The organism is Aquimarina sediminis (genome assembly GCF_002895435.1).
In the GTDB taxonomy this organism is placed as follows: domain Bacteria; phylum Bacteroidota; class Bacteroidia; order Flavobacteriales; family Flavobacteriaceae; genus Aquimarina; species Aquimarina sediminis.
The window spans coordinates 212,972-239,334 of record NZ_POYJ01000001.1 but is presented as its reverse complement, the minus strand read 5'-3'; the positions used below and the strand labels follow the sequence as shown (position 1 = coordinate 239,334).

24 protein-coding genes are annotated in these 26,363 nt (G+C 32.2%); 16 read left to right on the top strand and 8 right to left on the bottom strand.

The genetic code is table 11. The features are described from left to right. Positions 1-111: 111 nt before the first annotated feature. From rlmF to C1X07_RS01050, 4 genes are all read left to right on the top strand, one after another. Positions 112-966 (top strand): 23S rRNA (adenine(1618)-N(6))-methyltransferase RlmF, encoded by an 855-nt coding sequence (gene rlmF, locus C1X07_RS01065; RefSeq protein WP_103068126.1) that lies wholly within the window; start codon positions 112-114, stop codon positions 964-966. Continuing rightward, positions 954-1,439 carry a YdcF family protein gene (locus C1X07_RS01060; protein ID WP_103068125.1) on the top strand — a complete coding sequence of 162 codons (486 nt, stop codon included), beginning with the start codon at positions 954-956 and terminating at the stop codon, positions 1,437-1,439. Before rlmF ends, C1X07_RS01060 begins: the two co-directional genes overlap by 13 nt. 299 nt (positions 1,440-1,738) lie before the next feature. Further along, entirely contained in the window at positions 1,739-2,512 is a 774-nt protein-coding gene (locus C1X07_RS01055) for a hypothetical protein (RefSeq protein ID WP_103068124.1), read from the top strand. Then, positions 2,512-3,258, top strand: coding sequence for a hypothetical protein (locus C1X07_RS01050; protein ID WP_103068123.1), 747 nt, complete (start codon positions 2,512-2,514; stop codon positions 3,256-3,258). Before C1X07_RS01055 ends, C1X07_RS01050 begins: the two co-directional genes overlap by 1 nt. A 72-nt stretch (positions 3,259-3,330) precedes the next feature. On the opposite strand, the gene C1X07_RS01045 is transcribed toward C1X07_RS01050, so the two are convergent. The 3 genes from C1X07_RS01045 to C1X07_RS01035 form a co-directional block, all read right to left on the bottom strand. After that, a complete protein-coding gene (locus tag C1X07_RS01045; RefSeq protein ID WP_103068122.1) occupies positions 3,331-3,576 on the bottom strand; it encodes a hypothetical protein in 246 nt (81 codons plus the stop codon). A 180-nt stretch (positions 3,577-3,756) separates the two neighbouring features. Next, positions 3,757-8,328: a TonB-dependent receptor plug domain-containing protein gene (locus C1X07_RS01040; RefSeq protein ID WP_103068121.1), complete on the bottom strand. Its 4,572-nt coding sequence runs from the start codon at positions 8,326-8,328 to the stop codon at positions 3,757-3,759. 4 nt (positions 8,329-8,332) lie between these two features. Further along, on the bottom strand, positions 8,333-11,170 hold the full coding sequence (locus C1X07_RS01035) for a carboxypeptidase-like regulatory domain-containing protein (RefSeq protein WP_103068120.1): 2,838 nt from the start codon (positions 11,168-11,170) through the stop codon (positions 8,333-8,335). A 225-nt stretch (positions 11,171-11,395) separates the two neighbouring features. Between C1X07_RS01035 and C1X07_RS01030 the strand changes: the two genes are divergently transcribed. The 4 genes from C1X07_RS01030 (at position 11,396) to C1X07_RS01015 (ending at position 14,365) form a co-directional block, all read left to right on the top strand. Continuing rightward, the gene (locus C1X07_RS01030) at positions 11,396-11,971 is read left to right on the top strand and encodes a Crp/Fnr family transcriptional regulator (RefSeq protein ID WP_103068119.1); all 576 of its coding nucleotides are present in this window, start codon (positions 11,396-11,398) and stop codon (positions 11,969-11,971) included. Positions 11,972-12,061: 90 nt separating this feature from the next. Continuing rightward, positions 12,062-12,553 (top strand): DUF2867 domain-containing protein, encoded by a 492-nt coding sequence (locus C1X07_RS01025; RefSeq protein ID WP_103068118.1) that lies wholly within the window; start codon positions 12,062-12,064, stop codon positions 12,551-12,553. 149 nt (positions 12,554-12,702) lie between these two features. Continuing rightward, complete coding sequence (locus C1X07_RS01020; RefSeq protein WP_103068117.1) at positions 12,703-13,962, top strand: RNA polymerase sigma factor; 1,260 nt, start codon at positions 12,703-12,705, stop codon at positions 13,960-13,962. A gap of 46 nt (positions 13,963-14,008) precedes the next feature. Continuing rightward, positions 14,009-14,365 carry a YciI family protein gene (locus C1X07_RS01015; protein WP_103068116.1) on the top strand — a complete coding sequence of 119 codons (357 nt, stop codon included), beginning with the start codon at positions 14,009-14,011 and terminating at the stop codon, positions 14,363-14,365. Between the two features lie 104 nt (positions 14,366-14,469). Here the strand turns inward: C1X07_RS01015 and C1X07_RS01010 are convergent, their stop codons facing one another. Continuing rightward, the gene (locus tag C1X07_RS01010) at positions 14,470-15,306 is read right to left on the bottom strand and encodes a helix-turn-helix domain-containing protein (protein WP_103068115.1); all 837 of its coding nucleotides are present in this window, start codon (positions 15,304-15,306) and stop codon (positions 14,470-14,472) included. A 126-nt stretch (positions 15,307-15,432) separates the two neighbouring features. Here C1X07_RS01010 and C1X07_RS01005 point away from each other — a divergent pair, with 126 nt between their 5' ends. Beyond that, the gene (locus C1X07_RS01005; protein WP_103068114.1) at positions 15,433-15,789 is read left to right on the top strand and encodes a hypothetical protein; all 357 of its coding nucleotides are present in this window, start codon (positions 15,433-15,435) and stop codon (positions 15,787-15,789) included. A 111-nt stretch (positions 15,790-15,900) separates the two neighbouring features. Here C1X07_RS01005 and C1X07_RS01000 read toward each other — a convergent pair whose 3' ends face one another. Continuing rightward, complete coding sequence (locus C1X07_RS01000) at positions 15,901-16,344, bottom strand: Lrp/AsnC family transcriptional regulator (protein ID WP_103068113.1); 444 nt, start codon at positions 16,342-16,344, stop codon at positions 15,901-15,903. Between the two features lie 117 nt (positions 16,345-16,461). Between C1X07_RS01000 and C1X07_RS00995 the strand changes: the two genes are divergently transcribed. Further along, on the top strand, positions 16,462-17,097 hold the full coding sequence (locus tag C1X07_RS00995; protein WP_103068112.1) for a LysE family translocator: 636 nt from the start codon (positions 16,462-16,464) through the stop codon (positions 17,095-17,097). Positions 17,098-17,289: 192 nt separating this feature from the next. After that, positions 17,290-17,541: a hypothetical protein gene (locus tag C1X07_RS00990; RefSeq protein WP_103068111.1), complete on the top strand. Its 252-nt coding sequence runs from the start codon at positions 17,290-17,292 to the stop codon at positions 17,539-17,541. Positions 17,542-17,698: 157 nt separating this feature from the next. Here the strand turns inward: C1X07_RS00990 and C1X07_RS00985 are convergent, their stop codons facing one another. Then, a complete protein-coding gene (locus tag C1X07_RS00985; RefSeq protein ID WP_241507167.1) occupies positions 17,699-18,526 on the bottom strand; it encodes a DMT family transporter in 828 nt (275 codons plus the stop codon). A 338-nt stretch (positions 18,527-18,864) separates the two neighbouring features. On the opposite strand from C1X07_RS00985, the gene C1X07_RS00980 reads away from it, so the two are divergent. Then, entirely contained in the window at positions 18,865-19,830 is a 966-nt protein-coding gene (locus C1X07_RS00980; RefSeq protein ID WP_103068110.1) for a carboxypeptidase-like regulatory domain-containing protein, read from the top strand. Positions 19,831-19,868: 38 nt separating this feature from the next. Here C1X07_RS00980 and C1X07_RS00975 read toward each other — a convergent pair whose 3' ends face one another. Continuing rightward, positions 19,869-21,668, bottom strand: a complete 1,800-nt coding sequence (locus C1X07_RS00975; RefSeq protein ID WP_241507166.1) for a SulP family inorganic anion transporter — start codon at positions 21,666-21,668, stop codon at positions 19,869-19,871. Between the two features lie 160 nt (positions 21,669-21,828). Between C1X07_RS00975 and C1X07_RS00970 the strand changes: the two genes are divergently transcribed. Then, the gene (locus C1X07_RS00970; RefSeq protein WP_103068109.1) at positions 21,829-22,584 is read left to right on the top strand and encodes a sulfite exporter TauE/SafE family protein; all 756 of its coding nucleotides are present in this window, start codon (positions 21,829-21,831) and stop codon (positions 22,582-22,584) included. 268 nt (positions 22,585-22,852) lie between these two features. Beyond that, positions 22,853-23,611, top strand: coding sequence for an MBL fold metallo-hydrolase (locus tag C1X07_RS00965; RefSeq protein ID WP_317046056.1), 759 nt, complete (start codon positions 22,853-22,855; stop codon positions 23,609-23,611). A 78-nt stretch (positions 23,612-23,689) separates the two neighbouring features. On the opposite strand, the gene C1X07_RS00960 is transcribed toward C1X07_RS00965, so the two are convergent. Further along, the gene (locus C1X07_RS00960; protein ID WP_103068107.1) at positions 23,690-24,139 is read right to left on the bottom strand and encodes a cold-shock protein; all 450 of its coding nucleotides are present in this window, start codon (positions 24,137-24,139) and stop codon (positions 23,690-23,692) included. Positions 24,140-24,447: 308 nt separating this feature from the next. Between C1X07_RS00960 and C1X07_RS00955 the strand changes: the two genes are divergently transcribed. Both C1X07_RS00955 and C1X07_RS00950 read left to right on the top strand, forming a co-directional pair. Then, complete coding sequence (locus tag C1X07_RS00955) at positions 24,448-25,038, top strand: pseudouridine synthase (RefSeq protein WP_103068106.1); 591 nt, start codon at positions 24,448-24,450, stop codon at positions 25,036-25,038. Positions 25,039-25,238: 200 nt separating this feature from the next. Then, the gene (locus C1X07_RS00950) at positions 25,239-26,360 is read left to right on the top strand and encodes a histidine decarboxylase (protein WP_103068105.1); all 1,122 of its coding nucleotides are present in this window, start codon (positions 25,239-25,241) and stop codon (positions 26,358-26,360) included. Positions 26,361-26,363 lie beyond the last annotated feature (3 nt).

The window sequence follows — 26,363 nt, the reverse complement described above, 5'->3', positions numbered from 1 at the left end:
TACCAAAAATCATTCCATCAGTATTTTTTTCGTTTGTAGTTTAATCAGTTAAAACCAAAAAAGTGTCTGTATCTTTACAACTCTATTTAAGTTTAATTCAGAGATCATATTTTGCATCCAAAAAACATTCATAACAAACCTTATAATTTTGAAGCTTTGTGCACTACCCACCCAGAACTAACAAAACATGTTTTTGTAAATTCTTATGGTACTAAAAGCATTAATTTTGCAGATAATACTGCTATCGTACAATTAAACAAAGCAATCCTAAAACATCACTATCATATCGTAGATTGGAATATCCCCGAAAATTATTTATGCCCACCTATACCAGGGAGAGCAGATTATATACATCATATAGCTGATTTATTAAATAATGATAATCTCCAAACAAATATTATTGGGTTAGACATAGGTGTTGGCGCTAATTGTATCTATCCCATACTAGGAGCTCAGATCTATGATTGGCAAATGGTTGGCACAGATATAAATGCTACTTCTGTAGCCTCAGCCAAAACAAATGTAAAGGCATCTCCTACCCTTCAAAACAAAATTGAAATAAGACACCAAAAAGATAATGCACAAATATTTGATGGTATTATTGCACCTACAGAATATTACCATTTTACTATGTGTAATCCTCCATTTCATAGCTCTAAAGAAATGGCTACAAAAGGAACACTTAGAAAACTAAGAAACCTCGAAGTATCAAAATCATTAGAACTAAACTTTGGTGGACAAGCCAATGAATTATGGTGCAACGGCGGAGAAGCTTTATTTATTAAGCGAATGATCAAACAAAGCATAGCTTTTAAAACTCAAGTAGGTTGGTTTACTTCTTTAGTATCCAAAAAAGAAAACCTGCCAAAAATCTACAAACAATTGAATAAACTGAAAGCTACTCATAAGACCATAGAAATGACACAAGGAAATAAAAAAAGTAGATTTATAGCATGGAAATTTTGATTGTTCTGGGATCTCCAAATTCACCTAGTGGAGAGTTAAGCGATATCTCAAAAAATAGATTAGACCATTGTAAAAAAATATTCTCCAAAGGTAAATTGGTATTATGCACAGGAGGTTGGGGTTCTCATTTTAATACTGCAAAGAAACCTCATGCTTTTTATGCCAAAGAATATCTAATTGGTTGTGGACTATACGAAAATGATTTTCTAGAATCTGCGCTGTCACAGAACACCGTAGATGACGCAGTAAAAATAAAACCAATACTATCAAATCATCAAAATAAAAAATTAACCATAATCACCTCAGACTATCATCTGGAAAGAGTAAAATTAATATTTAAAGAAATATTAAAGGATTATAACATGAATTTTACGGGTGTAGAGAGTACTACAGATGCTAAAAAATATAACTTATTAATTGAGCACGAAAAAAAAGCAATACAATCTATATTGGATAATGGATTGTATTATTAGTATGAATTCGTAATTCATAGGATAAAAGAAAGCCTGACCTTCTATTGTTTGCTATTAAGTATTCATCTTTTGTACCTCTTCTTGATCTAGCATGAGTACTATTAAAGGCTTAATACCCAAAGCTTGGGGTTCATAAATTAGTCATTTAACTATATAAAACAGGGTATTCACCCCTTATATTTACAAACTACATTCTATATCTTTATATCATTCTTAGCGATACCCTATCGTCGGTTCACCTGGGCATTGCCCTTGATATATCCCCCTGTAAACTCATACATCTAACTAATTTTTACACTATGAATTATTTTTTTAAACCCATTCTAGGGTTTGTACTAGCCATATGTACCTTTGGTATTACTGGTTGTCAAAGTAGTGATCAGGAACCTTCTTCAAGCTTATCAGTTGATAGTTCTTCTACGACAAGAGTAGATGCAGTTTTTCCAAATACACCAGATGGCAAACTCATAAAAGAACACCTTAAAGTATCTATGGGATTTGGAAAAGATGCTGAAGAAAAGTATCAAAATTCATTAACCCATTTACGGGCGAATCCCGAAGTTGCACAAATCTTATATAAGGGATACAAAGAAATTGCTCTCGAACATTATTTGTATCGTACTATGATCGTTGAAGCAATAAAACAGATACGTTCTGAAGCTTCATTGGATTATCTTAATATGATAGCAAGCGAAAGGATTCCAAAAGATCAATTTCCTGAAAATGCAGAGATCAATACGCAACAGGATGAAATCGTAATTCGTATCACAGCAGTCGAAGGTATTTCTCTTTTAGCCAAAGATAGTATTGCAAGTGCAGAAAAACTACTTACTAAACTCATCGGTCATAATGATTTAACAGTTCGCCAAATGGCAACTCGAGGCTATTTACATTCTCCTTTTGGAAATCAAGAAGAAAAAACAAAAAAACTACTAGAGCGGTTACCAAAAGAAGAACACTGGTATGTAACGACAAGTACTACGGATATAAAAAAGGTAAAACATCCCGAAATGCCTGATAAATTCGATTTTCCTAGAAATAACAATACCGAATCACCAAAAATTGAACAATAATGAAAACAATATATCAAAAAATAAATCTAATAATCGGAATCTTTATTTTTTGTACACTTACTACTGTACATTCACAGCAGACCTGTACAATACCCCCTCATGATAATGTAGCCGATGGGAGCTCTGTATACGCCAGTGGTTTATGTAATCAAGCACGTGTAGACCATTGGTGGGATGTTCTTAATATGCGAAGAAAGGATTGGGATAGTGGTTTTGGTTATTATGATCCATGTAATCTGGATCGTCCTTTGGCACGTACATTTGCCGCATTATACCTTCTCACCTATTCTGCTGAAGATTATGCGACTAATACCGGTGATTATAGCGGAAACGCTTTACGATGGGGATATCCATATACTGCTAACAATATAGGTCGTTTGCAGGCACTATGTTATAAACCTGGTTCTAATCCTGGAGATTGGGCTGGTTGGGCCTATGGAAGCAGAGTAGAATTGTATATCCCGTATTTCTACAGTTTTGATGTCGTTACCAGAGCAGGAACTTTACTACATGAAGCTCGTCATAATGGTGGTAAAAGTCACAATGGTGGTAGTGGCTGCCCGAGAGCAGCATCATGTGATACCAACTGGGCTTTTGAAGGTGCCAATATGTATGAAGTATTATACTTATGGTGGTTTGCCGTAGATGGTACACGCACTACAAGTGCTATTAGAAATATGGCTCGTAATCGTGCCAGATCAGTTCATAATAATGCATTTAATACCAATCCTGGGTTTAACATTTAAAATTATCTATACCATTTAAAATATTGGCTCTATTGCTCCTATAAAGACAATAGAGCCTATATTTTTATTCTTTCAACTAATGCTTTGTGTATAAAATCCAAAACTAAACTTTACAGTTTCTGTATATATATAGCTTTGCATTGGCGTGTCATAAGCAATCGGAGCGTTTAATCTTTTTATGATTTTAAGCATGCGATAGAGTTTTGTTCTTGAAATTCCTAATCGTAATGCAAACTCATCAGGTGATCCCGTAGCTTGTAAACGAATAAGTTGATCCATACGTTCTATAATTTCTATATGTTTGATAATAACATCCATATATTTCTATGCTTTGGTGGGTTAGTGAATTATTCTGTATTTGCGCGATATAGAATCATCAGCTTGTATAAGTAAGTTATTAATGGATTACTTCACCATATTACTCTAATAGTCCATATAATTATGCTCTTAAGACAAAACAGTATATTATCCACTCTTAAAAAACTCGCAAGCTAATATCTACTTCTCTATTTCAACCCGATTACCAGGAATCCAATGCTTATACTCATCTGCATAGTATTGATACGCAGTACTTGCAGGTGCCTGATAACTTCCTGCAATATCAGCTTTAAGATCCAAGGTGATTGTTTTATGCTCAGAAGCAGAAAATTCTCTCCAGTACAGTATCAAATAATTTTCTGAAATCTCAAGAAAAGCAACTTCTTTTCTTTCTAATAGTTCTTTGAGCTGCCATGGTTGTGTAGTTGTACCTGATGGTATACCTACTATTGCCATTGGCATACCAATTCCTTTTACAGATTTATTATTGACCTCGATAGTCATTCTTATATTATCGCCAACTTTATATTGCCCCTCCTCAATAGTTGTCTTAAGTTGTAACTGGCACTGAGGTGATGTATCTGGTAAGGAGCTATCCCATCCAACATTCATTTCATACGAGAAAGTGCTTTTGGGGTTAGCAAATCGAACTTCAATTGTTTGTTTTCCTTCTCTTATATGAGTATTTAAATCATTTATAACAACCTTTCCTTTTTCATTGACTTTTAATCCCTTCTTCAACTCTTTCCCATTAATGATAAGTTTTACCATTTGATTTTGATCAATCAGTTTTCTTTTTTGAGACTGCGTATATGTGATCAAAGCTTTAAGAGCCATCGCTGTAGACTGTGTAGATCCAAACCTTCCCCCTTTACGCTGGCTTACAAGATGCTCTATACCTTTCGATATCAACGTTTCATTTCTATCGGTTACTTTCATTAGAGCTAAAAGGGTAAATGCAACTGTTTCAATATTTTTGGCGTTTCCATATGAACGTGTAATGGTACTGGTAACTGGTAGTCCTTTAAAGCCATATTTCTCAATATTTTTTTCAATTTCTCTCAATAAACGATACCCTTTTTCTGGTTTATTAAAATTAAAGCTTGCCGCAGCCAATAATGCCATTCTATAGGTATCATAACTTTTTAATGCTTTAGTATAAGTAGCTAAATATTCTTTTTCTATAGCCACTTTAATACCAGATTCACTAATTGCATAAACGATATATGCATCGGCAACATCTTTTGGAGAACTGGTAAAACTATCATATCCTTCTTTACTTTTTTTGAACCCTCCTTTTCCATCTTTACGGTTCATTAGCCATGTTACACTCCTATTGATCATTTCTTGATCTACTTTGGAATAGATTTCTTTCATTTCTGTAAATTCGAGTATCCCATAAGCTGTTAATGTTTCATGAGGAGGTGTTGATCCAAACCACTCAAAACCATTTTCTTTGGTTTCAAAACTAATTAGTCTCTTGTACCCATCTTTTATATATTTCATAGCCTTGGACCTTACCTCAGGATTGATCTTACCTGTTTCATTAAGGTATTTTAACACTAATATATTTGGATATGTACTGGAGGAAGTCTGCTCAAAACATCCATGCGGTTGACTAATTAGGGATTCAATACCATTCATTACATCCCCAATTATATCAGTATATACAGTAAAATTAGCCTTTAGGCTTTGTTTTACTACAGAATTCACATCAAAATCAAAGGATTCATTTTTACACTCAGAAATTGAAACTTGGGTAGGAAAATAAGGGCTTACTATTACTACTTCTTTATTTACTGTATCACTATATGCCCCAGCATTAACAGAGGCTATAATCCTTTTGTTTTCTCCTTTATTTATAGGCACAATTGTGATATGTTTTAATATCGTAGCATTGGGGTTTATCTTAATCTTTTTTGCTGTTTTTTCTAATAATAGTATTTCTTCTGGCAGTTCAACATCTAGCGCTACTTCCAATGTTTTTTTGGATTCATTTTGTATTGTGATCGGTAGCACTACTGTATCATTAAGTGCCATATAGTTTGGTGCTTTAAAATCAATATGGAGTGATTTTTTTGTACTATACTCTTTATCCATACGTCCTATCAACCCATTATAGCCTACCCCTTCTGTTGTGATTTTAAAAGAAGTTATTGCATCAGAGTTATAAAAGGAAACTGCTGCTTCTCCATTTCCATCTGTTTGTACTACAGGGTTCCAATAGATTGTTTTTCTAAAATCTATACGTTCTTCGGGTATACTTTTACTATCATATACGGGAGTATAAAATCTCTTTTGAATGTAATTAGTTAGTGGTATGGAGTTATCTATTAAATAGTATGCATAGTTATTAAACTTGGCATTATTCAATTTTTTCATCCCCCAGTCATTAAAATATTTCCTTTGTTTAGTGGCAATTACAACAACTCCATTATGCCCCTGACTACCATAAAGCGAAGTAGCTGTAGCTCCCTTTAAGACAGTTACTGATTCAATTCGAGCAGTATCTATATTTTGCATAATTTCACTAGATATAGGAATACCATCGATGATATAAAGAGGTTGACTATCTCCTGATATACTAGCACTACCTCTTATATTGATCTTAGCCGTATTTCCATATATACCGTCAGCATTGATAATGTTTACTCCCCCTACTCTTCCTTGTAATATTTGAGCGATATCAGTAGATGTATTTATTTCTTTTTCTGTAAGATATGTAACAGATCCCGATTTAATCTTTCTTTCTTGTATACCATAAGCCATTACCACACATTCTTCTAATTGTGCACTACTTTCATCTAACGTTACAGACGCTGTGGCTTTTTTCTTAATTATTTTTTTTAAAGGCTGCTGTATCCCTCTAAAACCTTCTACTTTAGTATCATCAGCACTAGCATTTCCTATCGTATTGTTTACACTTGATCTGTTTTTATCTGACGTGTCTACAATATGTAATGATTGGTCATCATCCGTATAGGCTATCAATATGTAATTTCTTCTTTCCCCTAGTTTATAAACATATTCACCATTATCGTTTGTATCAAAGACTAATACTTTATTTCCATCCTTATCAAATAACATCAAATGCGCTTTAACTGGTCTTCCTTTTTTATCGACCACTTTACCTTTTTGAATTACCCTTTGTTCTGGCAGAAATACCGCATTATTCTTTGTTATTAAATCGGTATCTAGATAGGTTCGCCATCCATGTGTAAGCATTACATAATCCAAAGCTTTTGCTGCCTTTGGTTCTTTTTGATCAAAATAGAATACTGGTTTATGTATTTTTCCTTGTAACTCTGATGACATTAAAAAATATGAAAGAATATCATCTTGCTTATCATCCGCAAATGACAGTAATTTATTGTCTACAACTGCCATAGAAAGATTAGCAGGAATCGATTGTTTATTCGCATCGGTAGTTTTGATATGTACTGTTACTTTTTCTCGTGTTTCATAACTCTCTTTATCAGTGGATATATGAATGTTTAGTTGTTTATGGTTATTTAGAAATACTAATCGTTCTGCTAATGGTATGTGGAGACTATCAAAAATTGTAAAGCGAGTAATCCCAATAGGAAAATTAGTGGTAGGAATTACCAACACTTTTTGGTCCTTATCCACTTCTTTTTTCAAAAGGATTGTTGATGCATTTGCTACTTCCAGTTGGAGCTTTTGGTTTAAAGTAGAAAATACCCCTATAGTAACGTGTGAACTATCGATGGTTGCAGAAAAATTTACCCCTTGATCATAAACTTTTGGTAATTGTATTCTTTTTTCTGAAGTAAAAGGTGCTGTTATTCTGGTATAATAGGTCATTCCAGGTTTTGCATAAAGTTTAAAGTCTCCCATACCATCATGGTAACTAGTATAACTAGTAATAATTTTTCCTTCTTCATCTAATACATCTCCAGCAATATCTACTGGTTTTCCAAATTCATTTAGAGCTTTGAATGCGATTGTATTGACTGTTCCTGCAATCACCTTTCCGCTCTCAGGAAAAAACTGAAGATCTACGGTATCCAATACTATAGGAATACTTCTTGATATAGATTCTGTAGATCCATTATAAGGGATTAAAACGGTAAGTACGGCATCTATAGTTGATAAATCCTTTGGTAGTATAAAAGTTGGATTTGCTATTCCTTCAGTATCTGTTGTTATTTTTTCTGTATGTACTATTTTACCTTTTACCGCTACGTTATAAGATATTTCTCTACCAGATAATGGATTATTTTTTAAATCTTTGGCTTCAAAATTAGCTGTAACCGTAGAAGATTTTCCATATCCTTCTTTTTCAAACTTTAATTTGAGTAACACTTTTGGTTGTATAACCTTTTGAATAACAATTTTTTTGGTAAAATATGCTTCTTCGCCGTAGTTATGCATCCAATGAGTATACATTTTTATGGTGTAGATACCCCCGACCCAATCGCTCTTGGTATCAAAATTACCATAGGCATATCCATGATGTATTCCTATTTTTAACTTCTTTACTACAGTTCCTTTGGGCGAAATAAGTTCTGCATACATAAGATCACTTACCGTTGTAATCTTATGTGTCTCATCTACAATATAAGATTTAAACCAAATCGTTTCTCCAGGAAAATAAAAGGGTCTGTCAGTTTGAGTATAGATATCCTCGATAATCTTTTGATTCATAGTAGACACTGTAAATGAAATCGAGATAATACCTAAGGTTACTATGAATAGTATCGTGCTGGTTTTATGAATATATGTTGCCATAATCTTATATTTTTACTTTAATTTGTAATCCTACTTCACTGGTAATTGGAGTATTAAAAAAATGGAGCCCTTGTCCTGATGCTTGATCAAACATACTGCTATACGGTGATGCTCCTTTATATTTGGTGAACGTAAACAAGTTATTTGCATACACTCCTACATCAATTTTTCTTATAAAATTATTTTCGTCATATTGTCTCATCGAGTATGAAAGGTTAATCGATTTTAGATTAATATAACTTCCATCTACTATCGCTTCTTCTGCAACACCTTCAAACCCATAACGAACAAATCGGTTACCTGATATTCCATTGTTTGGATTAGCAAAATCTACAGATACCACGTTAGTTTGCCCAAGTTGATTTACTCCATCAAACACATATCCTGTAATTTCTCTTTCTTTTGCCGATTGCTCTGAGGTACCCAGGTAATTCAGTGTGTTTTGGGTACCATTCCACACATCCCCTCCTTTCTGGAAATCAATTAGAAAACTAAATTTGAAATTTTTCCACCGAAAATCGTTAGAAAACCCAATAGCATAATCAGGAGTAGGATCTCCAACTATTTGTGGTTCTGGAGCCAGAATAGGATATCCATCACTATTGATCACAAGGTTATTTTGGTTATCTCTGGCATAGGTAGTACCTACTATCACCCCCGCAGGATGTCCTAAAATAAGATTCTTAGATATTGAAGAAAATCCAGCTATAGGAATACGGTATTGATCACTATATATCTTTACTACCTTATTTCTATACAAAGAAAATACAACTCCAGGAGAATAAGAAAAATTACCATTTAGATATAATAAGATATTAAGATTTCCTTCGAATCCATACTTTTCAATATCGGCGATATTTTTAAGTTCAAAGCGACCTTGATCTTTTACAGGAAATACACTATTCTTAATTTTTTGGTTGTAATATGAAAAGTCAAAGCTAATCTCTCTAAAACCAAAATAGGTTCCAAAAGAATAACCACTCCTCTTCTCTAGTTTTAAGTCATTTTTAATAAATAAATCATCATTAAATGTAAATCCAAGGTTTTGAGAAGGATTATCATTTAAGGTATTATGACTTTGGTTAGTATAATATAATGACATGTCTTTTGCATCAAAAGAAGTGCTCGCAAAAAACTTAAGGTTTCTAACCCAATAGTTATCAAAAAGATTTCTTAGATCGGTTGTAACCTCTATTTTAGGTAGTAACCATTCACTATTTTGAATAGAAGAAGCAAAAGAAGTGTTTGCTAAGGATATAGTAGTTTCCCAATCTAAGATTCTGTAATTCAATTTGTTTAAAAACTGTAATGTATTCCTTCCAATACTTTTATGTCTATCAATGATTGTAGTAGGGTTATTAAATGAAAAAGCATCAAAACCATGTTTTTCAGACAATTCATACGCCATATGATTATGAGAGTAGTTTGCTGTAGAGGTAAAATCAATTTCGGATACTCCTTTATTCCTATTTAATTTAAAAGTCACTAGTGTATTAAAAATATCTGAAGTAACATTTTTATCACTGCTATATCCATTGATATAACCTACGGTCGAAGGAAACACACCGAAGTCTTGTTTTTCAACACTATGAGTATAGTTAATATTAGAATGTATCGAGGCATTATCAGAAATTCGGATTTTGTTTTGAAGGCTAGCCAAAAAAGTACTATTCGTAGTTTTGTTTCTATTGTTTTGTAACATCCAAATAGGGTTGTTAAAACTAGTAGAACTAAAACTTCGTTGTGCACCCTCCGAAAGTAAAGTACCTTGTTTGTTTTCAAAACTCGTGGGAGTCGCCCAAGCATTAAGCATTACGGTGTTTAAAAAACCATTTAAGTTTGGTTGGTTATCTATACCCCTATCATATGATATATAGGCATTCCATTTTACTTTACGATCAAGATTCGCCGGTGTGTTATATCGCAGTGCTACTTGATTAAAACGGCTTCTTTCTTCTTTAAAAATGTCCTCTGCTCTATTATCTCTATATTCTAACTTCAAAATATTTCTGGAAGTCGAAACATTAAACAACAAGTAATTTTTGGTTTTTATTACACTAGAAAATATAGAATTATCATAAGCAATCGCTGGCTTTTTGGTTCTATCCTCTCCTATTACCAATCTTCCGTTTTGATCATATGGATATGCGCTACCATCGAAGTATAAACTACTTAATCTTGGTCCATAAGAGAATATAACACCTTCATCAGGACCAAAATAAGTATTTTGACCATGAGCAGGCTGTCCCTGACTAAATATATTCTGGAGTTTGGGTAGATTACGTTGCTGTACAAATTGCAAGCCTGTAGTTGTACTAAACTCTATTTCATAAAAAATATCTGGCTTAAAATAGGTCAGTTTTAAATTACCCTCATCATCTCTGGCTTTAATATTTTTGATTCTTTCATATTCAAAGGACAAGCCGTTTTTATTATAAGTAGCAGTACTGTTAGCTATATTCGGAATTACAAACTCTTTTGTAAAGTACTGCTCTACAGCATTGGTATATGCCTTATTCTGTATTGGTATAACGGCTATGTTTTTTGTTAAAGTAGTATCTATTGTATCGAACATATCCGAAGTAACAACTACCTCTCTAGTAGAAAACCCAACATAACTAAAGCTTAAAACATCCCCAACATTACAATTTATTGTATAATTCCCATCAAAATCTGTTTGTGTTCCTATGTTAGTCCCTTTCACAAATATATTAACTCCAGGTAGCGGTAACCCTTCATTATCAGTCATAATCCCGGTAACTGTATGTTGCTGAGAAAATACATTGATAGATAATACCAGCATTATAATGCTCATACATCGATGGAATAGTTGATTTTTCATAGAGATGATTTTTAGTTACCATTAAAAATATCACATCAATTATGTTAAGAAAATCGTAAATGAGGGAAGTAGCCGTTTCGTTGAGGCAACATATTCGAATGCAAGAAAGATAATTATCACATCTTGTAATTAAGCCAAAGCAATGTCTTGCGTCATTTCTTAGTATCATACCTCAAAACATACGTACTTTTGTATGACAGCCAATTCGATTGCAAATCATAAAAAATGAATCTATTTATACAGAAAATAAAAGATAAAATAGACCTGACTACCCAAGAAGAAAAACACTTACTATCAATAATCAGGACAAAAACGTATGCAAAAAATGATTTCTTTATAGAACCAGGTTCAATATGTAGAAAAGTTGGGTATATAGAAAAGGGATTGATGAGAATCTACAATATTGACTCCTTATCTAATGATACTACAAACTGGCTAGCTACAGATCAAGAACTAATTACAGAAATACTTAGCTTTATAAATCAAGAACCAGCTCAGGAGTATATACAGTGCCTCGAAGAAACAACAATTCTTTATATTACCTATAAGGATCTTCATAACCTTTATAAGAGTATTCCTAAAATGCATATATATACCAAATTAGTAAACCAAGATCTTATCATTGATATAAAAAAGTATCTTTTATCAAACATTCATTTATCTGCAGAAGAGCGTTATCGACAGCTACTTACCGTAAGACCTTCTATAGTTAAGAAAACTCCTTTAAAATATATTGCTTCATTTTTGGGAATTACCGACAGTACGCTAAGTAGAGTGCGAAGAAAAATAGTTTTAGAATAGTATTTTTCTTGATCTATGTCAAGAAAAAGAATCATACCGAGTTGTACATTTGAGTTATAATTCGAAATAAAAACCTCTCAAATATTCCATATGCCAATAAAAGTAAAAGAAGAGAAAGCCTATCTAACGGAAACATCGAGGCAACTTTTTAAAAAAATTGATTTTATTGATACGTTTTCTACCACCAATCATACGAATACTATGATGGAGATTTCTAATCTAGTTTTTAATACATCCCCAAAGTGGGTTGGTTTTTTATTCAAAATCAGAAATGGAATTGTTAAACTCTTCGGTTTGAAAACTAGTATGCCAAAAGATTACAACACCAAGTTTGAAGTTGGTGGGTATATAAAATTTTTTAAAATATATGAAATTACAGAAAATGAAGTAGTACTGGGTGCTAATGATTCTCATTTAAACTTTAGAGCCATAATTAATAATACCCACTCTCCAATACATAATATTAAAGTGACCACCTTAGTACAGTTTAATAACTCAATGGGACGAATCTATATGAGTATCATAAAACCATTTCATCGATTAGTAGTTATAAAAATGGTGAAACAGGCATATAACAACTAGTTAAAACAGAAGTAATCTCGTTTTGTCAAAATACCAAATAAATTCTATTTGATTATGTTTTAAAAACAAATAGAGAAAAACACACTTGACATTGATTATTGAAAAGACAAATAGGATGAGTCCTATAATTTTTTACTACTTTTCATGTAATGAATTCATCTGATAAAAAGTATAGCCGAGAACTTGCCGATCATTTTTTTAGAAATGAATATGGAAAAATCGTATCTGTTGTCACCAAATATATCGGAACCAATAATGTAGAAACAGCAGAAGACATTGTACAAGAAACTTTACTAAAAGCTGTCGATTATTGGCAACATCACGGAATTCCCAATAATCCCCAAGCTTGGTTGTATACCACAGCTAAAAATCATACTCTAAATATTTTAAAACGAAAAAAACACAAAATAGAATATGAATCTAAGATTAAAAAAGAATCCACCCACTTAGAATTACAAAATCTACAAATCACTGAGGATCTTATTAAAGACCAGCAACTTAAAATGATGTTTGTTTGTTGCCACCCCTCAATCTCAGAAAATTCTCAAATTGCATTAATCCTAAAAATTCTATGTGGATTTAGTATCACTGAGATCGCTAACGCTTTTTTTACTACAAAAGATACTATAAACAAACGATTAGTTAGAGGGCGAAAACAGTTAAAAACTTCTCAAATTTCATTTGATCTTCCCAAAAACCACGAAGAGCGGCTTAATAGTATCCTCAAAACAATCTACCTCCTTTTTAATGAAGGATATAGCCCATCCCAACAAAATAAGGTAATTCGTCATGATCTTTGCTTTGAAGCAATTAGGTTAGGAGAGATTTTAATAGACAATACTCATATCCAACAGAAATCAGAGATCTATGCCCTTCTAGCCTTAATGTATTTAAATACTGCGCGTTTTGAATCTAGAAATGAAGACGGTATTTTGGTAGAAATGCACAAACAAAATAGAAAAAAATGGAATCAAGCACTAATTAATCAAGGTATTGAATATCTCAATAAAACAATCAAAGAAAATAAAATTTCTATATATCATATCTTGGCAACTATTTCTGGTTATCATTGTATTGCTCCAAGTTTTGAAGACACCAACTGGAGTGAAATATTAATGCTATATGATAGCCTCCTAGAGCTACAGGACACTCCTCTTGTTCGATTAAACCGAAGTATTCCTCTTGCAAAGGTAAAAGGAAATATCACAGGTATTCATACTTTACTAGACCTAAAAGCAAATTCTGATATAGGGAATCACTATCTCTTTCATGCCACTTTAGCTGAATTTTATATACAAGAAAAACAAACCAGAAATGCAATAGAGTCTCTACATCAAGCAATATCATTATGTAATAACGAACGTGATATTCTCCAATTAGAAAAAAAAATAAAAGATGTGTCCCTATAATGCAAATCCAATTGTTATAAGGGTATAAATCATAAAATATAAAACAATGAAAGAATTCATGCTATTTATTAGAAGCGAAGAAACACCAAAAGCCAATCTATCACCAGAACAATTACAGCAACATATTGAAAAAGTAGGCGGTTTTATTAAACGGTTAACTGAAGAGGGAAAAATGAAATCAGCACAACCATTAGAAATGAAAGGAAGAATACTATCCTATAAAAATGGAAAAATCATTGATGGTCCCTATAACGAAACCAAAGAAATTATCTCTGGATATTATCATATATTGGCAAAAGATCTAGAGGAGGCAATTGAAATTACAAAAGGGGATCCGAGATTCGAAGAAGGCATATGGCGTATAGAAATTCGTCCCGTTATGAAAGTTGAAGGTATTAACTAAAAACTAGTTTAAAACTTCTATTCTAACAACTTTGGCAAGAGTAAAATAGCTTTTGCCAAAGTTGATTTTTAGTATGCCTACTTTATGTTTCTTACTTGGAGCTACTATCTCTGCTTGTTTTTAAACTCTATGGGGCTACAGCCTACATGTTTTTTGAAAAATTTTGAAAAATGTCCAGCTTCTTTATACCCCAACTCATATGCAATTTCTTCAGATGTTTTATTAGAATACAATAATAATCGCTTGGCTTCAATCACAATTCGATCATTTATGGTTCCCAAAGGAGTTTTGTCATTATACTTCTTAAACAAATTTGATAATGTCTTAGGAGATTTAAATAATAAAGCTGCATAATCAGCAACCTGATGCTTCTCTCTAAAATGTTGCTCTACTAGTAAATTAAATCTTCTAATGATATCAAGCTGTGAGCTTGGCAGTTCTGGTTCGATCAAGTCTTCTTTTATCATTCGTCTTGCCTTAATCAATAGCCTTTTTAAAAGCGTACGAAGCATCTCCCCTTGTATATGGTCTTTGGTTTCAAATTCTTCTTTAAAAAAATAAAGTAGCATTTTAAAACTCTTTCTTTCCTTCTTATTTAAAGATACTATCTGTGGTAACGAAGAACCAAAAAACAAAAACCCATTGCAGGAAACCTCTTCATCATGCTCTCTAATACAATAGAATTCTCTATTAAATACATACGAAATAATACCATCAGTATTCTTTTCGATTTCTAGAATATTAATAGGGGTACAAAACACAACCTGATCTTTTTCTAAATCTATCCAATACCCATCAATTTTTATACGAACTGGATGCTTTTTGCACCATATAATCTTATAAAGTCCTCTACTTTTTAATAACCCCAGGGATGGAGAACAATTAAAATCTGTAAGAACAAAAGAACTCTCATCCTTTATACTTGAATACTCTAATTTCATACCTAAATAAACGAATAAATTTTATCAAAAAGAAGAATCTACAATCTATAAGGAAAAATCTTCATTCATTAGCCCTATCTACATTTCTAAATTTGCCTTATTAATAATCTAAAATCAAAAACATAAATGGAAAATACAATTGAAAAAAACCTTAAACATATTCATGAATTATTAGCAAAAGGAGAATTTATTGAAGCAATGGAAACCTATTTGCACGATGATGTAGAGCTAAGAGAAGCTAATGATGCTCCAAAAAAGGGTAAGGCATTTAATGTGAAATTCGAAAAGGACTTTATAAACAATCAACTCGAAGAATTTGTAAGGTATGATGTAAATAATTATGCTATCAAAGACAACCATTCTTTTTATGATGCTACTATGGAACTAAAGCTCAAAAATGGTAGTACAATGCTTTCTGAACAAACAGTAGTTACCGAATGGAAAGATGGAAAAATATATAGAGAACGATATTATCACGCATAATTCAGTTTTTAGCCAAACTGGGTTCTTTGTCAATCTCAAGGCAAGGTAAGTCGGGCATCCATCAATATCTGTACACATCTCGATATGCTCAGTTTGGTATTTTTAACCTTTTTACATTCCTCTCTCTATATTACCATTTTTTAATAATTCGTTTAGTATAAGTAAGGTAGTAGGATCTCCAAACTGTGTAAGTCTGTTTATTACTTTTTCGAGATGCTGACTGTCTTTTACATGAAATTTCATAATCAAACAATCCTTGCCTGTAACCCGGGAGCATTCGACCATCTCTGGATATGACTTCAACGAATCGATAAATGGTTGAAAATTAACTCGACTTACACTCATCATAATATAGGCAGAAAGCGACCATCCCATTTTTAATGGGGATACCAGAGTTTTATACCCCATTATAACCCCAGTATCTTCCATACGTTGAATACGCTCTGCAACCGCAGAAGGTGATAAACCTACTGCTCTTCCAATCTGAGCAAAAGGCAAACGGGCATTTTCTTGTAGAACTTCTAAAATTTTCCAGTCTAAATCATCTTTTACCATAATCAATGGTTTTTAAATAAAAAAACAAAGTATTTAATCATAAATACAAAAGTATACCAATGATTCCGTTTCTTAATGGAAATCTAAACATATAATTTTGGATAAATCTTACACTCTATGTTTGGTATAGTTAATTTTGAAGCATTTATTATAGCTGGTATACTCCTTAACCTCACACCTGGAGCAGATACAATGTATATTTTGGGGCGTAGTATATCACAAGGAAAAAAAACAGGAATCATATCTGTTTTAGGTATTTCTTCTGGAGCATTATTGCACTGTATTTTTGCGGTTATGGGATTATCTATCCTCCTTGCTAAATCTGCTACAGCCTTTAATGCCATAAAATACATTGGTGCAGCTTACCTAATCTTTCTGGGAATTAAATCGTTAACAACTAAATCGACCCTAGGAAACATCATCTTACAAAAAAACAAAACCACTCAAAATTACAAAAAGATTTACCTCTCAGGTGTATTAACAAATCTTCTAAATCCCAAAATAGCGCTCTTTTTTCTTGCATTCTTACCTCAATTTATTTCTCCAGAACATGCAACTAATGCAATACCCTTTCTAATCTTAGGGTTAACTTTTGTGACAACGGGTACCATTTGGTGTCTTACACTAGCTGTTTTTTCTGCTAAACTTGCAAGTACGATCAAACAAAATAGAAAGGTAAACTCTTGGTTAAATAAAACTACAGGGGTACTTTTTATTGTATTAGGAATTCAACTAGCCTTAAATAAGAAATAGCTATGGATTACTGTCAAAATATTCCAAGAATATTACAACTTACTTAAGTAATTCTAGCTAAAAACTAATATTTTTAATTTTACTTTACATAAGCAAAAACATTGTACCCCAACATTTTATACACATTAAACTTGCATATATTACGGTTTTTCCGTAGTTTTATCATGCCTCATATGATAAAATTTATAACCTATGCAAAAAATTACCCTAGAACAGCAGTTCAACGCTAGAAATTTAAACCTTAAATATAAAGATATTTGGGATAGAGGAATTCACCTCTTTTCGATAAACGATATGAATCGTGATTTTCATTACTGTTTTTTCTATGTAGACTTACTTTTTGTACAAGTAATTTATAACAAAATCTCAGGAGAAATAATTGCTATAAAAAGCTTTACTGATAAATCCAAATTGATGTATTATTTAAGAGAAGATTTTTCATAATATAATTCATGGTCAATAATTTGTATTCCATTTAACATTTTGAAAATAAATTAATAAGTTGACTCATCTAATAACATGACATTCAATTTTTTGATCTTTATATTAGATCGTAACTGACTACTTATTGGCCATGAATTTTTATCACTACCACTTATCATTATTTTCGATACCATATATTGAGTATTAGACCTGTAACCACTAATAACGTACCTATAATACTTAAGAAAGGGTATATGTCAGAGAACCAGAAAACTCCAGCGATCATGGTAAAAAGAACTTCAACATACTTCAGTGACACGACTTTGTTGGTTGCCTGAGATTGAAATGCTTTGGTCATAAATAATTGTCCAAAATACCCAAAAATTCCAAGACTCAGTAGTAGTAACCATTCTACACCAATTGGTGTAGTCCAATTAAATATTGAAAGAACCCCACCTACGGCAACAGAAATCCACATAAAGTAATTTACAATCACAACAGGATGGTCTCTATTTCCAATTTTATTGATTAATACATATACCACACCACTAAATATTGCTGATCCCAATACTAGTAATAGACCTATAGAATCTATATTTGGGTCAAAACCTTTGATCATTAGTACTCCCCCGAATGCCATCAAAAAAAATAGCCATTGTACCGGTTTTACAAATTCTTTAAGAAAAAACACTGCAAATATTGTGGCAAAAATAGGTGATAAATACCGCAACGATACTGCAGAACCAATGGGCAAATAGTTTACAGACATAAAAAACAATCCCATAGACGTTACTCCTGCTAGCCCTCTACAAATCATTAATCCTTTTTGGTTTCCAAGTATTGGTATTTTATGCAATAACAAATAGGTCATGGTAAAAAACAATGAACCAAATGCCCTGAAAAATACTAGTTGAGCTCCGCCAAAGTGTGCCAGAAATTTTACCAACAAATTCATTGCTGTAAAAGAAATAGCACTAAGAAGCATATAATATATGGCTTTTTTCATGTACTCTAATTAATCATTGTAACGATGACTATCTGAAATCAAATATTCTAAAGGTAAACATAAAAAGGGCAATAAACTGGCTAAAAACACTTCAGTATTCTCTTTATTCTAATTCAGTAATTTTAATCTACTTAAAATCAGAAAACCTAAACAAAACATAAGGTATTTTACTATATCTACAGTAGATTGGTTAATTTGTCTAAAGTAAATCTCCTGAGTGGCAAAAACCTTTATAGCGGATAGAAAAACTGTCAATAAATTACAACTCTTTGGCATGGTTATCGCTGAGTTATGAATATATTTTATTATTTTAGTTACTTTAATCCCCAAAATATCTAATGAAAAAGCTGTTTTCCCTATCGCTGCTTTTTTTAGCACAAATAGTATTCTCACAGACCTACACTGTACTTGATTCTGTGCAAAAAACTCCTATTTCTTATGCCACAATTTCTTTTGGTAATGGAAACGGAACTTTTGCCGATGCTGATGGTAATTTTCTTTTTTCAAAAAAGTGGTATCCTGATATAGATTCTTTATACATTTCTGCCGTTGGCTATAAAGAGCGAGTAATCCCCACAACATCAACACACAAAAAAATTATTTTAACTCAGAATATAGCCGAGCTCAAAGAAGTATATATTACGGCTGAAAAAAAGAGAAAATACAAAACCAAAAAACTAGCTTCAGAAGTTCATAATGATTATTTCAAAAGCTGGCTTCCTACGGTGGAGTCAGAAATTGCAGTATTTTTCCCTAAGAATTCTGAGAAATCAACAAAAATAGCGTCTGTATATTTACCGATAAAAATAGAATCTTCTAATCGACACTCTGGAAAATCGCAATCCTTTTCTACCCTTTTCAAAATGCAATTTTATGGTAATGAGAATGGATTTCCAGGAAAAAGATTGTTTTATGAGGATATAGTGTTTATAGTAAGTGAAAAGGATAAACCTAATTTTGAACTAGACATTTCAGAATATAAAATATTTATTCCAAAAGAGGGTATTTTTGTATCCATACAGGTGCTCGGTTATGCTGATAAAGAAGGTAAACTCCAGCAAACCAAAAAATATAGCCAAATAGAAACCAAAAAAGGAATAGTTAAGGTTTCTACAACTTTTAGACCCTTGCTCCCTTTTACTGATAAAATTAATAGTTATAATACCTTTACCAGAAGGATATTTTTTAAAAATAGAACCTGGCAACGTTTTGACCATCAATACAGTAAAACGAATAATTTGATCAAAAACAATAATACCAATTATGGTATGGGATTAAAATTGCATTTGTATGACCAAGATTAAAATCATATTCTCACAATCTAAAAACGGTAAGGGTATTGTTAATCCAAAAATGATCTTCGTTTTTGATTAAACTGCACTGCAGCTCTATGTACTTCCTCATGCTTTGTCCGGTTTTCTGCATAATCAACGGCATCAGAAATTGTCAAGTAATAATGATTTTCTCCTAATTCATCTGTAAAACCTGATCGTTTTAAAAAATCTCTTACAGGTCCGATTGTACCCACAATTAATAATTGAATACCTAAACCATCAAGATATTGTTGTATATCTTCAAGAACATGTAAACCTGTGCTATCGATATCATGCATATTTGTATTATCAAGAATCAAGAATTTTGGCAATAATTTTCGACTAGCAACATAGGACAAAACAGAATCCTTAAAATAACTAGAGTTTCCAAAATAAAGCTGATTATCAAACCTAATAATTAAGTATATCTCTGACTGAATAGCATCAGGGAATCTATTTATATTTCTATAATATTTAGTATCAGGTATATTTACAAGCTCAGCGATATGTGGGCGTGCACTATAATACTGTAGAAAGACAAAAGATAATATTACTCCAATAAAAATACCGTTTTCAACGCCAAAAATTAATGTTCCGATAAAAGTAATTATCATTACAATAAAATCTCTTCTTCGTAGACTAAACAGATATTTTGCTTCACTAATATTGATCAGCCCAAATACAGAAACCAATATAATTGCAGCAAGAACTGATTTTGGTATAAAATAAAAAAATGAAGTAAGAAACAACAAAGAAAAAATAACCATTATAGCCGCTATAATAGATGATACAGTAGTCTTTCCTCCTGCTTCGTCATTAATTGCCGAACGACTATAACTACCAGATGATGGTACAGCCTGAAAAAAAGAACCAATAACCTTAGCAATTCCTAAAGCAAACAACTCTTGGTTGGGTCGTATAATATGATCTCGGTTTTTCATCTCCATAGACTTTGCAATACCAATACTACCTACATACCCAATAAAAGTAACAGTTAACACAGACGGGATAAGTGCCATCATCGTATCATAATTCATTTCAGGAATACCAAATGATGGTAATCCACTTGGCACATCTTCTATGATAGCCAACCCTTTATCATTTAAATTAAAAAAATAAGTAATCAGAGTAGTTATAACCAATACAGTAAGTGCCCCTGGAAAAGATCTTTTCCATTTTTTGAGTACATTAATAATTAGTATTGAGGATAAACAAATTGCTAAAGTAACCCAATTTACTTCATGAAAATGGCTTATAGCATACCATATAGTTTGATGGGTATGTTTAAAATCGGGGATTTCAATTCCTAAACCTTGTTCTAATTGAGAAACAATAATTATAATTGCTGCAGCCGAAATAAAACCTGAAATAACAGGCTGAGAAATAAGGTTAACCAAAAACCCCATTCGCAATACACTCATAATTATTTGCAATACTCCAATCAGAAAGCCAGAAAACAAAACTAGTTCAATGTACTCTTCTGTAAATGGATCTGCCAGTTGACTTACCCCACTCATTACCAAAATAGCCGTTACGGCAACGGGACCAATACTAAGTTGTTTTGACGTACCAAAAAAAGCATACAGTAACAAAGGTACCAAACAAGCATAGAGCCCATAGATTGGAGGCACTCCCATAAGTAAAGCATATGCAATTGCCTGAGGTATCAGAATTACTCCTACCGTAATACCAGCAATACTATCAGCCTTAAAGAGAGAACTAGTATACTTTTTATCCTTGAAGGTTTGAAGAAACGGAATTATTTTATGAATTGTTTTAACAGTATTGACGGTTTTGGTTGATAACGTAAAACTACAATAGTTTAACAAGTTTTACCAAAAGAATTTACAATTCATCAATTTTAAAAATTAGTCTAAGTAATTTATACGCTGTTTATCTACTCTTTTTTATATTCAAATACATTTTTATCATAATGAATTAACTAATTTTGATGCTAATAACTTTTGGTTTTCCTCTTATATTAAATAAATGAATGAAACTTTACTTTTGTTAATTCTTGCAGGGGTTGGATTTGTAGCCGGAGTAATAAATACAATCGCTGGAGGAGGTTCTCTACTTACATTACCAATGCTAATATTTATGGGACTCCCCCCTGCTATTGCCAATGGTACAAATCGTATCGGAATCTTCATACAATCCATCTCCTCTATTGCTGGTTTCAAAAGTAAAGGCATTGCCCCTACTATATTTGGAGTTTATCTTGGGATATCTGCTCTTATTGGATCTCTTATTGGTGCTCAAATTGCTATAGAAATAAAAGGAGACCTTTTTAATAAAATATTGGCAATAGTCATGGTTGCAGTAGTATTGTTTATGATCTTCAAACCTAAAGTAAACATTAACTCTTTGGTAGAAAGAACAAAAGGAAAATATATGTGGATTTCTATTTTTACTTTTTTCTTTATTGGTATATACGGTGGTTTTATTCAAGCTGGTGTTGGCATATTCATTCTATTGGCGCTAACCTCTATAAATTATTTAAATCTAGTTTCTTCGAATGCTATAAAAGTTTTGGTTGTTTTTATCTATACCATTGGGGCTCTGGTCATATTTATTTATAACAATCAAATCAATTACCTATATGGTTTTGTTCTTGCTTTAGGTAATGCCTCTGGGGGTTGGATAGCAAGTAGATGGTCTGTTAAAAAAGGAGATGGTTTAGTCAAAATATTTTTGGTTATTATGGTTATCGCTATGGCAATCAAATTATGGTTAGATAATTAATCAATAACACTTAAAAGATATTCTTGCTAACAATTTCTTATAATTTGGAGACAAATATATCAATATTTTTAGCCCAATGTTTTTAACCTGTATTACAATACATTACATCAACAACCAACTATTTAAAGTAACTATGACTAGGTTAAGATAACGTTACCATAGGATATTTCTCGAGCATTATTCATATCTTTTAAATCTAATAAACCAAAAAATTCATCAAATCATGAAACTGCATATTCTATACATTATACTAATATGCCTTGTTTTTTTGAACTGTAAATCAAAAAAAGAAGAAGGTGCTGACACCGACACAACTACTATTGAAGCTCCAAAAGAGACTCTAAAAAAGCCTAAAAGTGATGTGTACATTGACCCGATACAACATGCTACTGCCATTCTGGAGTGGAAAGAGAAAATAATTTACATTGATCCAACTGGTGGAGCCAAAGCATTTAAAAATAAAAGGCTCGCAAACCTAGTGCTTATTACCGATATTCATGGAGATCATATGGATATTGAAACTCTGGATAGTCTAGATCTCTCTAATGCAGAAATTGTTGTTCCTCAATCAGTGGCAGAAAAACTCCCAGCCAAATATACTGATCAACTAATCATCATTAACAATGGAGAAACCAAAGAGATACAAGGCATACCAATCGAAGGAATCCCGATGTATAACCTACGTGAAGAAGCCTTAAAATTTCATAAAAAAGGAAGAGGAAATGGATATGTAATTACGTTAGGAAAAAAACGCATTTACTTTTCTGGTGATACAGAAGATATACCCGAAATGAGATCACTAAAGTATATAGACATGGCATTTATCAGTATGAACCTTCCTTATACGATGACCATAGAGAATGCAGCAGATGCTGTGTTAGAATTTAAACCAAAACAAGTCTATCCTTATCATTATCGAGGTACAGATGGATTCAGTAACATTGCCAAGTTTAAAGAACTCGTTTCAAAAGATTCTGATATAGAAGTAATACAATTGGATTGGTATCCTGATATCGATACAAAGTAAAAAATGCTTTAAAACGTAACAACACAAAAGGGGTTGTATAACAACAACCCCTTTTTATATTATCTAATGTAGCAACTACTACACTTTTTTTACACGAACAGCATTCATTCCTTTTTGTCCTTTTTCAAGTTCAAAAGTAACTTTGTCATTTTCTTTTACCTCTTGCATAAGACCGTTTACATGCACAAAATATCTTTCTTGCGTTTCTTCATCATTAATAAAGCCATATCCTTTTGAGTCGTTAAAAAATGCAACTTTCCCTCTTCTTACGGGATCAAATTCCTCTTTTTCTCTTTTAGGAACTCCAATTTCAATATTCTCAGCCTTAATCTTCTTTTTCTTTGTTGGATCTGGTGGCGTATCTGTACTATAACCGTGTTCATCTACATAAGCAATCATACTATCCAAACCGTTACCTTTATTTGAATTAGCTCTACGTTCTTCCTTTTTCTTTTGCTTTTCCTCTCGTTTTTTTAGTTTCTTCTTCTCTTTTTCAATTTTACTAAAAGTCTGTTGTGATTTTGCCATTCGCTTTTGCTCTCTTTTTAATTAAACCTGTGTTAAACCTAAAAAGGTTGTCATTGAAATACTAAACAAACGATTGGAAAATAACAATTTAGATGATTGATTTACCGAATAATTAACCCAGTTGTTGCAATAACTTATAATACTATCTATTATAAAACTTATACAAAGATAAGTTTTCATCTTAGAATTAAAAAAAACTCTTTATTAAAATCATTGTTTTATAAACTAAATATCAATTTGATAAAACTAAATCCGTAAATTGGCAAGTTTACTATTTTATATCAAATATCGATTTCTATATTTTTTGAATGGAAAGCACTACCGAAAGACAAAATCATATCCACTACGCAATTTATAAACCTTATGGATATCTAAGTCAATTTGTTAATAATGGGCAAAAACAAAACTCAAAAAAACTATTAAGAGAGTTATATGATTTTCCTAAGGGAATAATGGCTATTGGCAGACTTGATGAAAAATCAGAAGGTTTATTATTACTAACTACTGATGGAAAAACAAGTAACCATATTTGTAGTAGTGGTATAGAAAAAGAGTATTATGCCCAAGTAAATGGTGAAATCACAGCAAGTGCTATCAAGTTGCTACAAGAAGGAATAGAAATCAGCATAGAAGGGAAAAAGTATACCACACTACCTTGTAAAGCTTTTAAGATAAGTACTATTCCAAAATTTCCAGAAAGATCAAAAAAAATACGAGATGATAGACATGGTCCAACAAGTTGGGTTTCGATTACATTACAAGAAGGAAAATTTCGTCAGGTAAGAAAAATGACTTCAGCTGTTGGTTTTCCTACTTTACGCCTAGTAAGAATAAGGGTTGGTGATATACACCTAAATCAAATGAAACCTGGAGAAGTTAAAAAACTTAGTACACTATAAAGACTTTTGATCATAATTAATTCTCAAAACCCCTTTTTCTTTTCTATCAAAGAATGATATTCTATAAACATTAGTTTCTCTTTCTTTAAAAAGAATATATATCTATTAAAAAGTTAAATATAGATTTTTATTCCAATTATTTATTACTATTTAGAATATAAAACCACAATACGTAGTTTTGACCAAATATTAAAACGGTCATGAAATTACATACTATTGAACAACAGCAACTTGAACAATTATTTAATAGCATAAAGAACACTACTCAAAATTTTCTCGGATATCCTGTATCCAAAGATTTTGATTATTCTGAGTTAATGCCTTTTCTACAATTTCCATTAAATAATCTGGGTGACCCATTTAGCGAATCTACTTATAGAGTAGACTCAAGAACAATGGAACGTGAAGTTGTAAACTTTTTTGCTAAACTATTTAGAGCTGAGGAAAACAATATCTGGGGTTATGTAACAAATGGTGGATCGGAAGGAAATTTATATGGATTATATGTTGCAAGAGAATTATTTCCAAAAGGAATGGTATACTTTTCTGAAGCTACACATTACAGTATCCAAAAGAATGTAACTCTCCTTAACACAGACTATGTTATTGTAAAATCTTTGCCAAATGGAGAAATTGACTATAATGATTTAAAGGAAGCCATCGGTTACAATAGGCACAGACCAGCCATTGTAGTGGCAAACATTGGCACTACCATGACTGAAGCCAAAGACAACACAAAAAAAATTAAAGCTACCCTAGAGGGTATGGCTATAGAAAAACACTATATACATGCTGATGCTGCCTTGGCTGGAGGTTTTGCTCCATTTGTAACGCCAAGACCTGAGTTTGATTTTAAAGATGGTATTGACAGTATCTCTATAAGTGGTCATAAATTTATTGGTTCTCCTATGCCATCGGGAGTTGTCATTGTAAAAAAAGATAATAGAGATAGGATTGCCCGAAGAATTGCATATATAGGTAGTTCGGATGCAACCATAACTGGATCCAGGAATGGACATACTCCCTTATTTTTATGGTATGCTATAAAAAAATTAGGAGTTGAAGGTTTTAAAAAACGCACAGAACATAGTTTATCTGTAGCTACTTATACCGAAAACAAGCTAAAAGAGCTAGGCATTGAAGCATGGCGAAATCCAAATGCCATAACTATAATTTTTCCTGCTCCAAATAAGAAAATTATTGATAAGTGGCAACTAGCTACCGAAAAAGGGCAATCACATATCATCTGTATGCCAAATGTATCTCATGAGCAAATCGATGAGTTTATTGCAGATATGAAATTAGAAATGTGTCTTGCATAATAC

Excerpts from the sequence above, each read along its gene's own strand:
- C1X07_RS01035 (WP_103068120.1), bottom strand. The coding sequence starts at position 11,170 with ATGAAAAATCAACTATTCCATCGATGTATGAGCATTATAATGCTGGTA.
- C1X07_RS00955 (WP_103068106.1), top strand. The coding sequence starts at position 24,448 with ATGGAAAGCACTACCGAAAGACAAAATCATATCCACTACGCAATTTAT.
- C1X07_RS00990 (WP_103068111.1), top strand. The coding sequence starts at position 17,290 with ATGCAAAAAATTACCCTAGAACAGCAGTTCAACGCTAGAAATTTAAAC.
- C1X07_RS01010 (WP_103068115.1), bottom strand. The coding sequence starts at position 15,306 with ATGAAATTAGAGTATTCAAGTATAAAGGATGAGAGTTCTTTTGTTCTT.
- C1X07_RS01060 (WP_103068125.1), top strand. The coding sequence starts at position 954 with ATGGAAATTTTGATTGTTCTGGGATCTCCAAATTCACCTAGTGGAGAG.
- C1X07_RS01045 (WP_103068122.1), bottom strand. The coding sequence starts at position 3,576 with ATGGATGTTATTATCAAACATATAGAAATTATAGAACGTATGGATCAA.
- C1X07_RS00970 (WP_103068109.1), top strand. The coding sequence starts at position 21,829 with ATGAATGAAACTTTACTTTTGTTAATTCTTGCAGGGGTTGGATTTGTA.
- C1X07_RS00985 (WP_241507167.1), bottom strand. The coding sequence starts at position 18,526 with ATGAAAAAAGCCATATATTATATGCTTCTTAGTGCTATTTCTTTTACA.
- C1X07_RS01015 (WP_103068116.1), top strand. The coding sequence starts at position 14,009 with ATGAAAGAATTCATGCTATTTATTAGAAGCGAAGAAACACCAAAAGCC.
- C1X07_RS01050 (WP_103068123.1), top strand. The coding sequence starts at position 2,512 with ATGAAAACAATATATCAAAAAATAAATCTAATAATCGGAATCTTTATT.
- C1X07_RS00980 (WP_103068110.1), top strand. The coding sequence starts at position 18,865 with ATGAAAAAGCTGTTTTCCCTATCGCTGCTTTTTTTAGCACAAATAGTA.
- C1X07_RS01030 (WP_103068119.1), top strand. The coding sequence starts at position 11,396 with ATGAATCTATTTATACAGAAAATAAAAGATAAAATAGACCTGACTACC.
- C1X07_RS00995 (WP_103068112.1), top strand. The coding sequence starts at position 16,462 with ATGTTTGGTATAGTTAATTTTGAAGCATTTATTATAGCTGGTATACTC.
- C1X07_RS00950 (WP_103068105.1), top strand. The coding sequence starts at position 25,239 with ATGAAATTACATACTATTGAACAACAGCAACTTGAACAATTATTTAAT.
- C1X07_RS00960 (WP_103068107.1), bottom strand. The coding sequence starts at position 24,139 with ATGGCAAAATCACAACAGACTTTTAGTAAAATTGAAAAAGAGAAGAAG.
- C1X07_RS01020 (WP_103068117.1), top strand. The coding sequence starts at position 12,703 with ATGAATTCATCTGATAAAAAGTATAGCCGAGAACTTGCCGATCATTTT.
- C1X07_RS01055 (WP_103068124.1), top strand. The coding sequence starts at position 1,739 with ATGAATTATTTTTTTAAACCCATTCTAGGGTTTGTACTAGCCATATGT.
- C1X07_RS01040 (WP_103068121.1), bottom strand. The coding sequence starts at position 8,328 with ATGGCAACATATATTCATAAAACCAGCACGATACTATTCATAGTAACC.
- C1X07_RS01025 (WP_103068118.1), top strand. The coding sequence starts at position 12,062 with ATGCCAATAAAAGTAAAAGAAGAGAAAGCCTATCTAACGGAAACATCG.
- C1X07_RS01005 (WP_103068114.1), top strand. The coding sequence starts at position 15,433 with ATGGAAAATACAATTGAAAAAAACCTTAAACATATTCATGAATTATTA.
- C1X07_RS01000 (WP_103068113.1), bottom strand. The coding sequence starts at position 16,344 with ATGGTAAAAGATGATTTAGACTGGAAAATTTTAGAAGTTCTACAAGAA.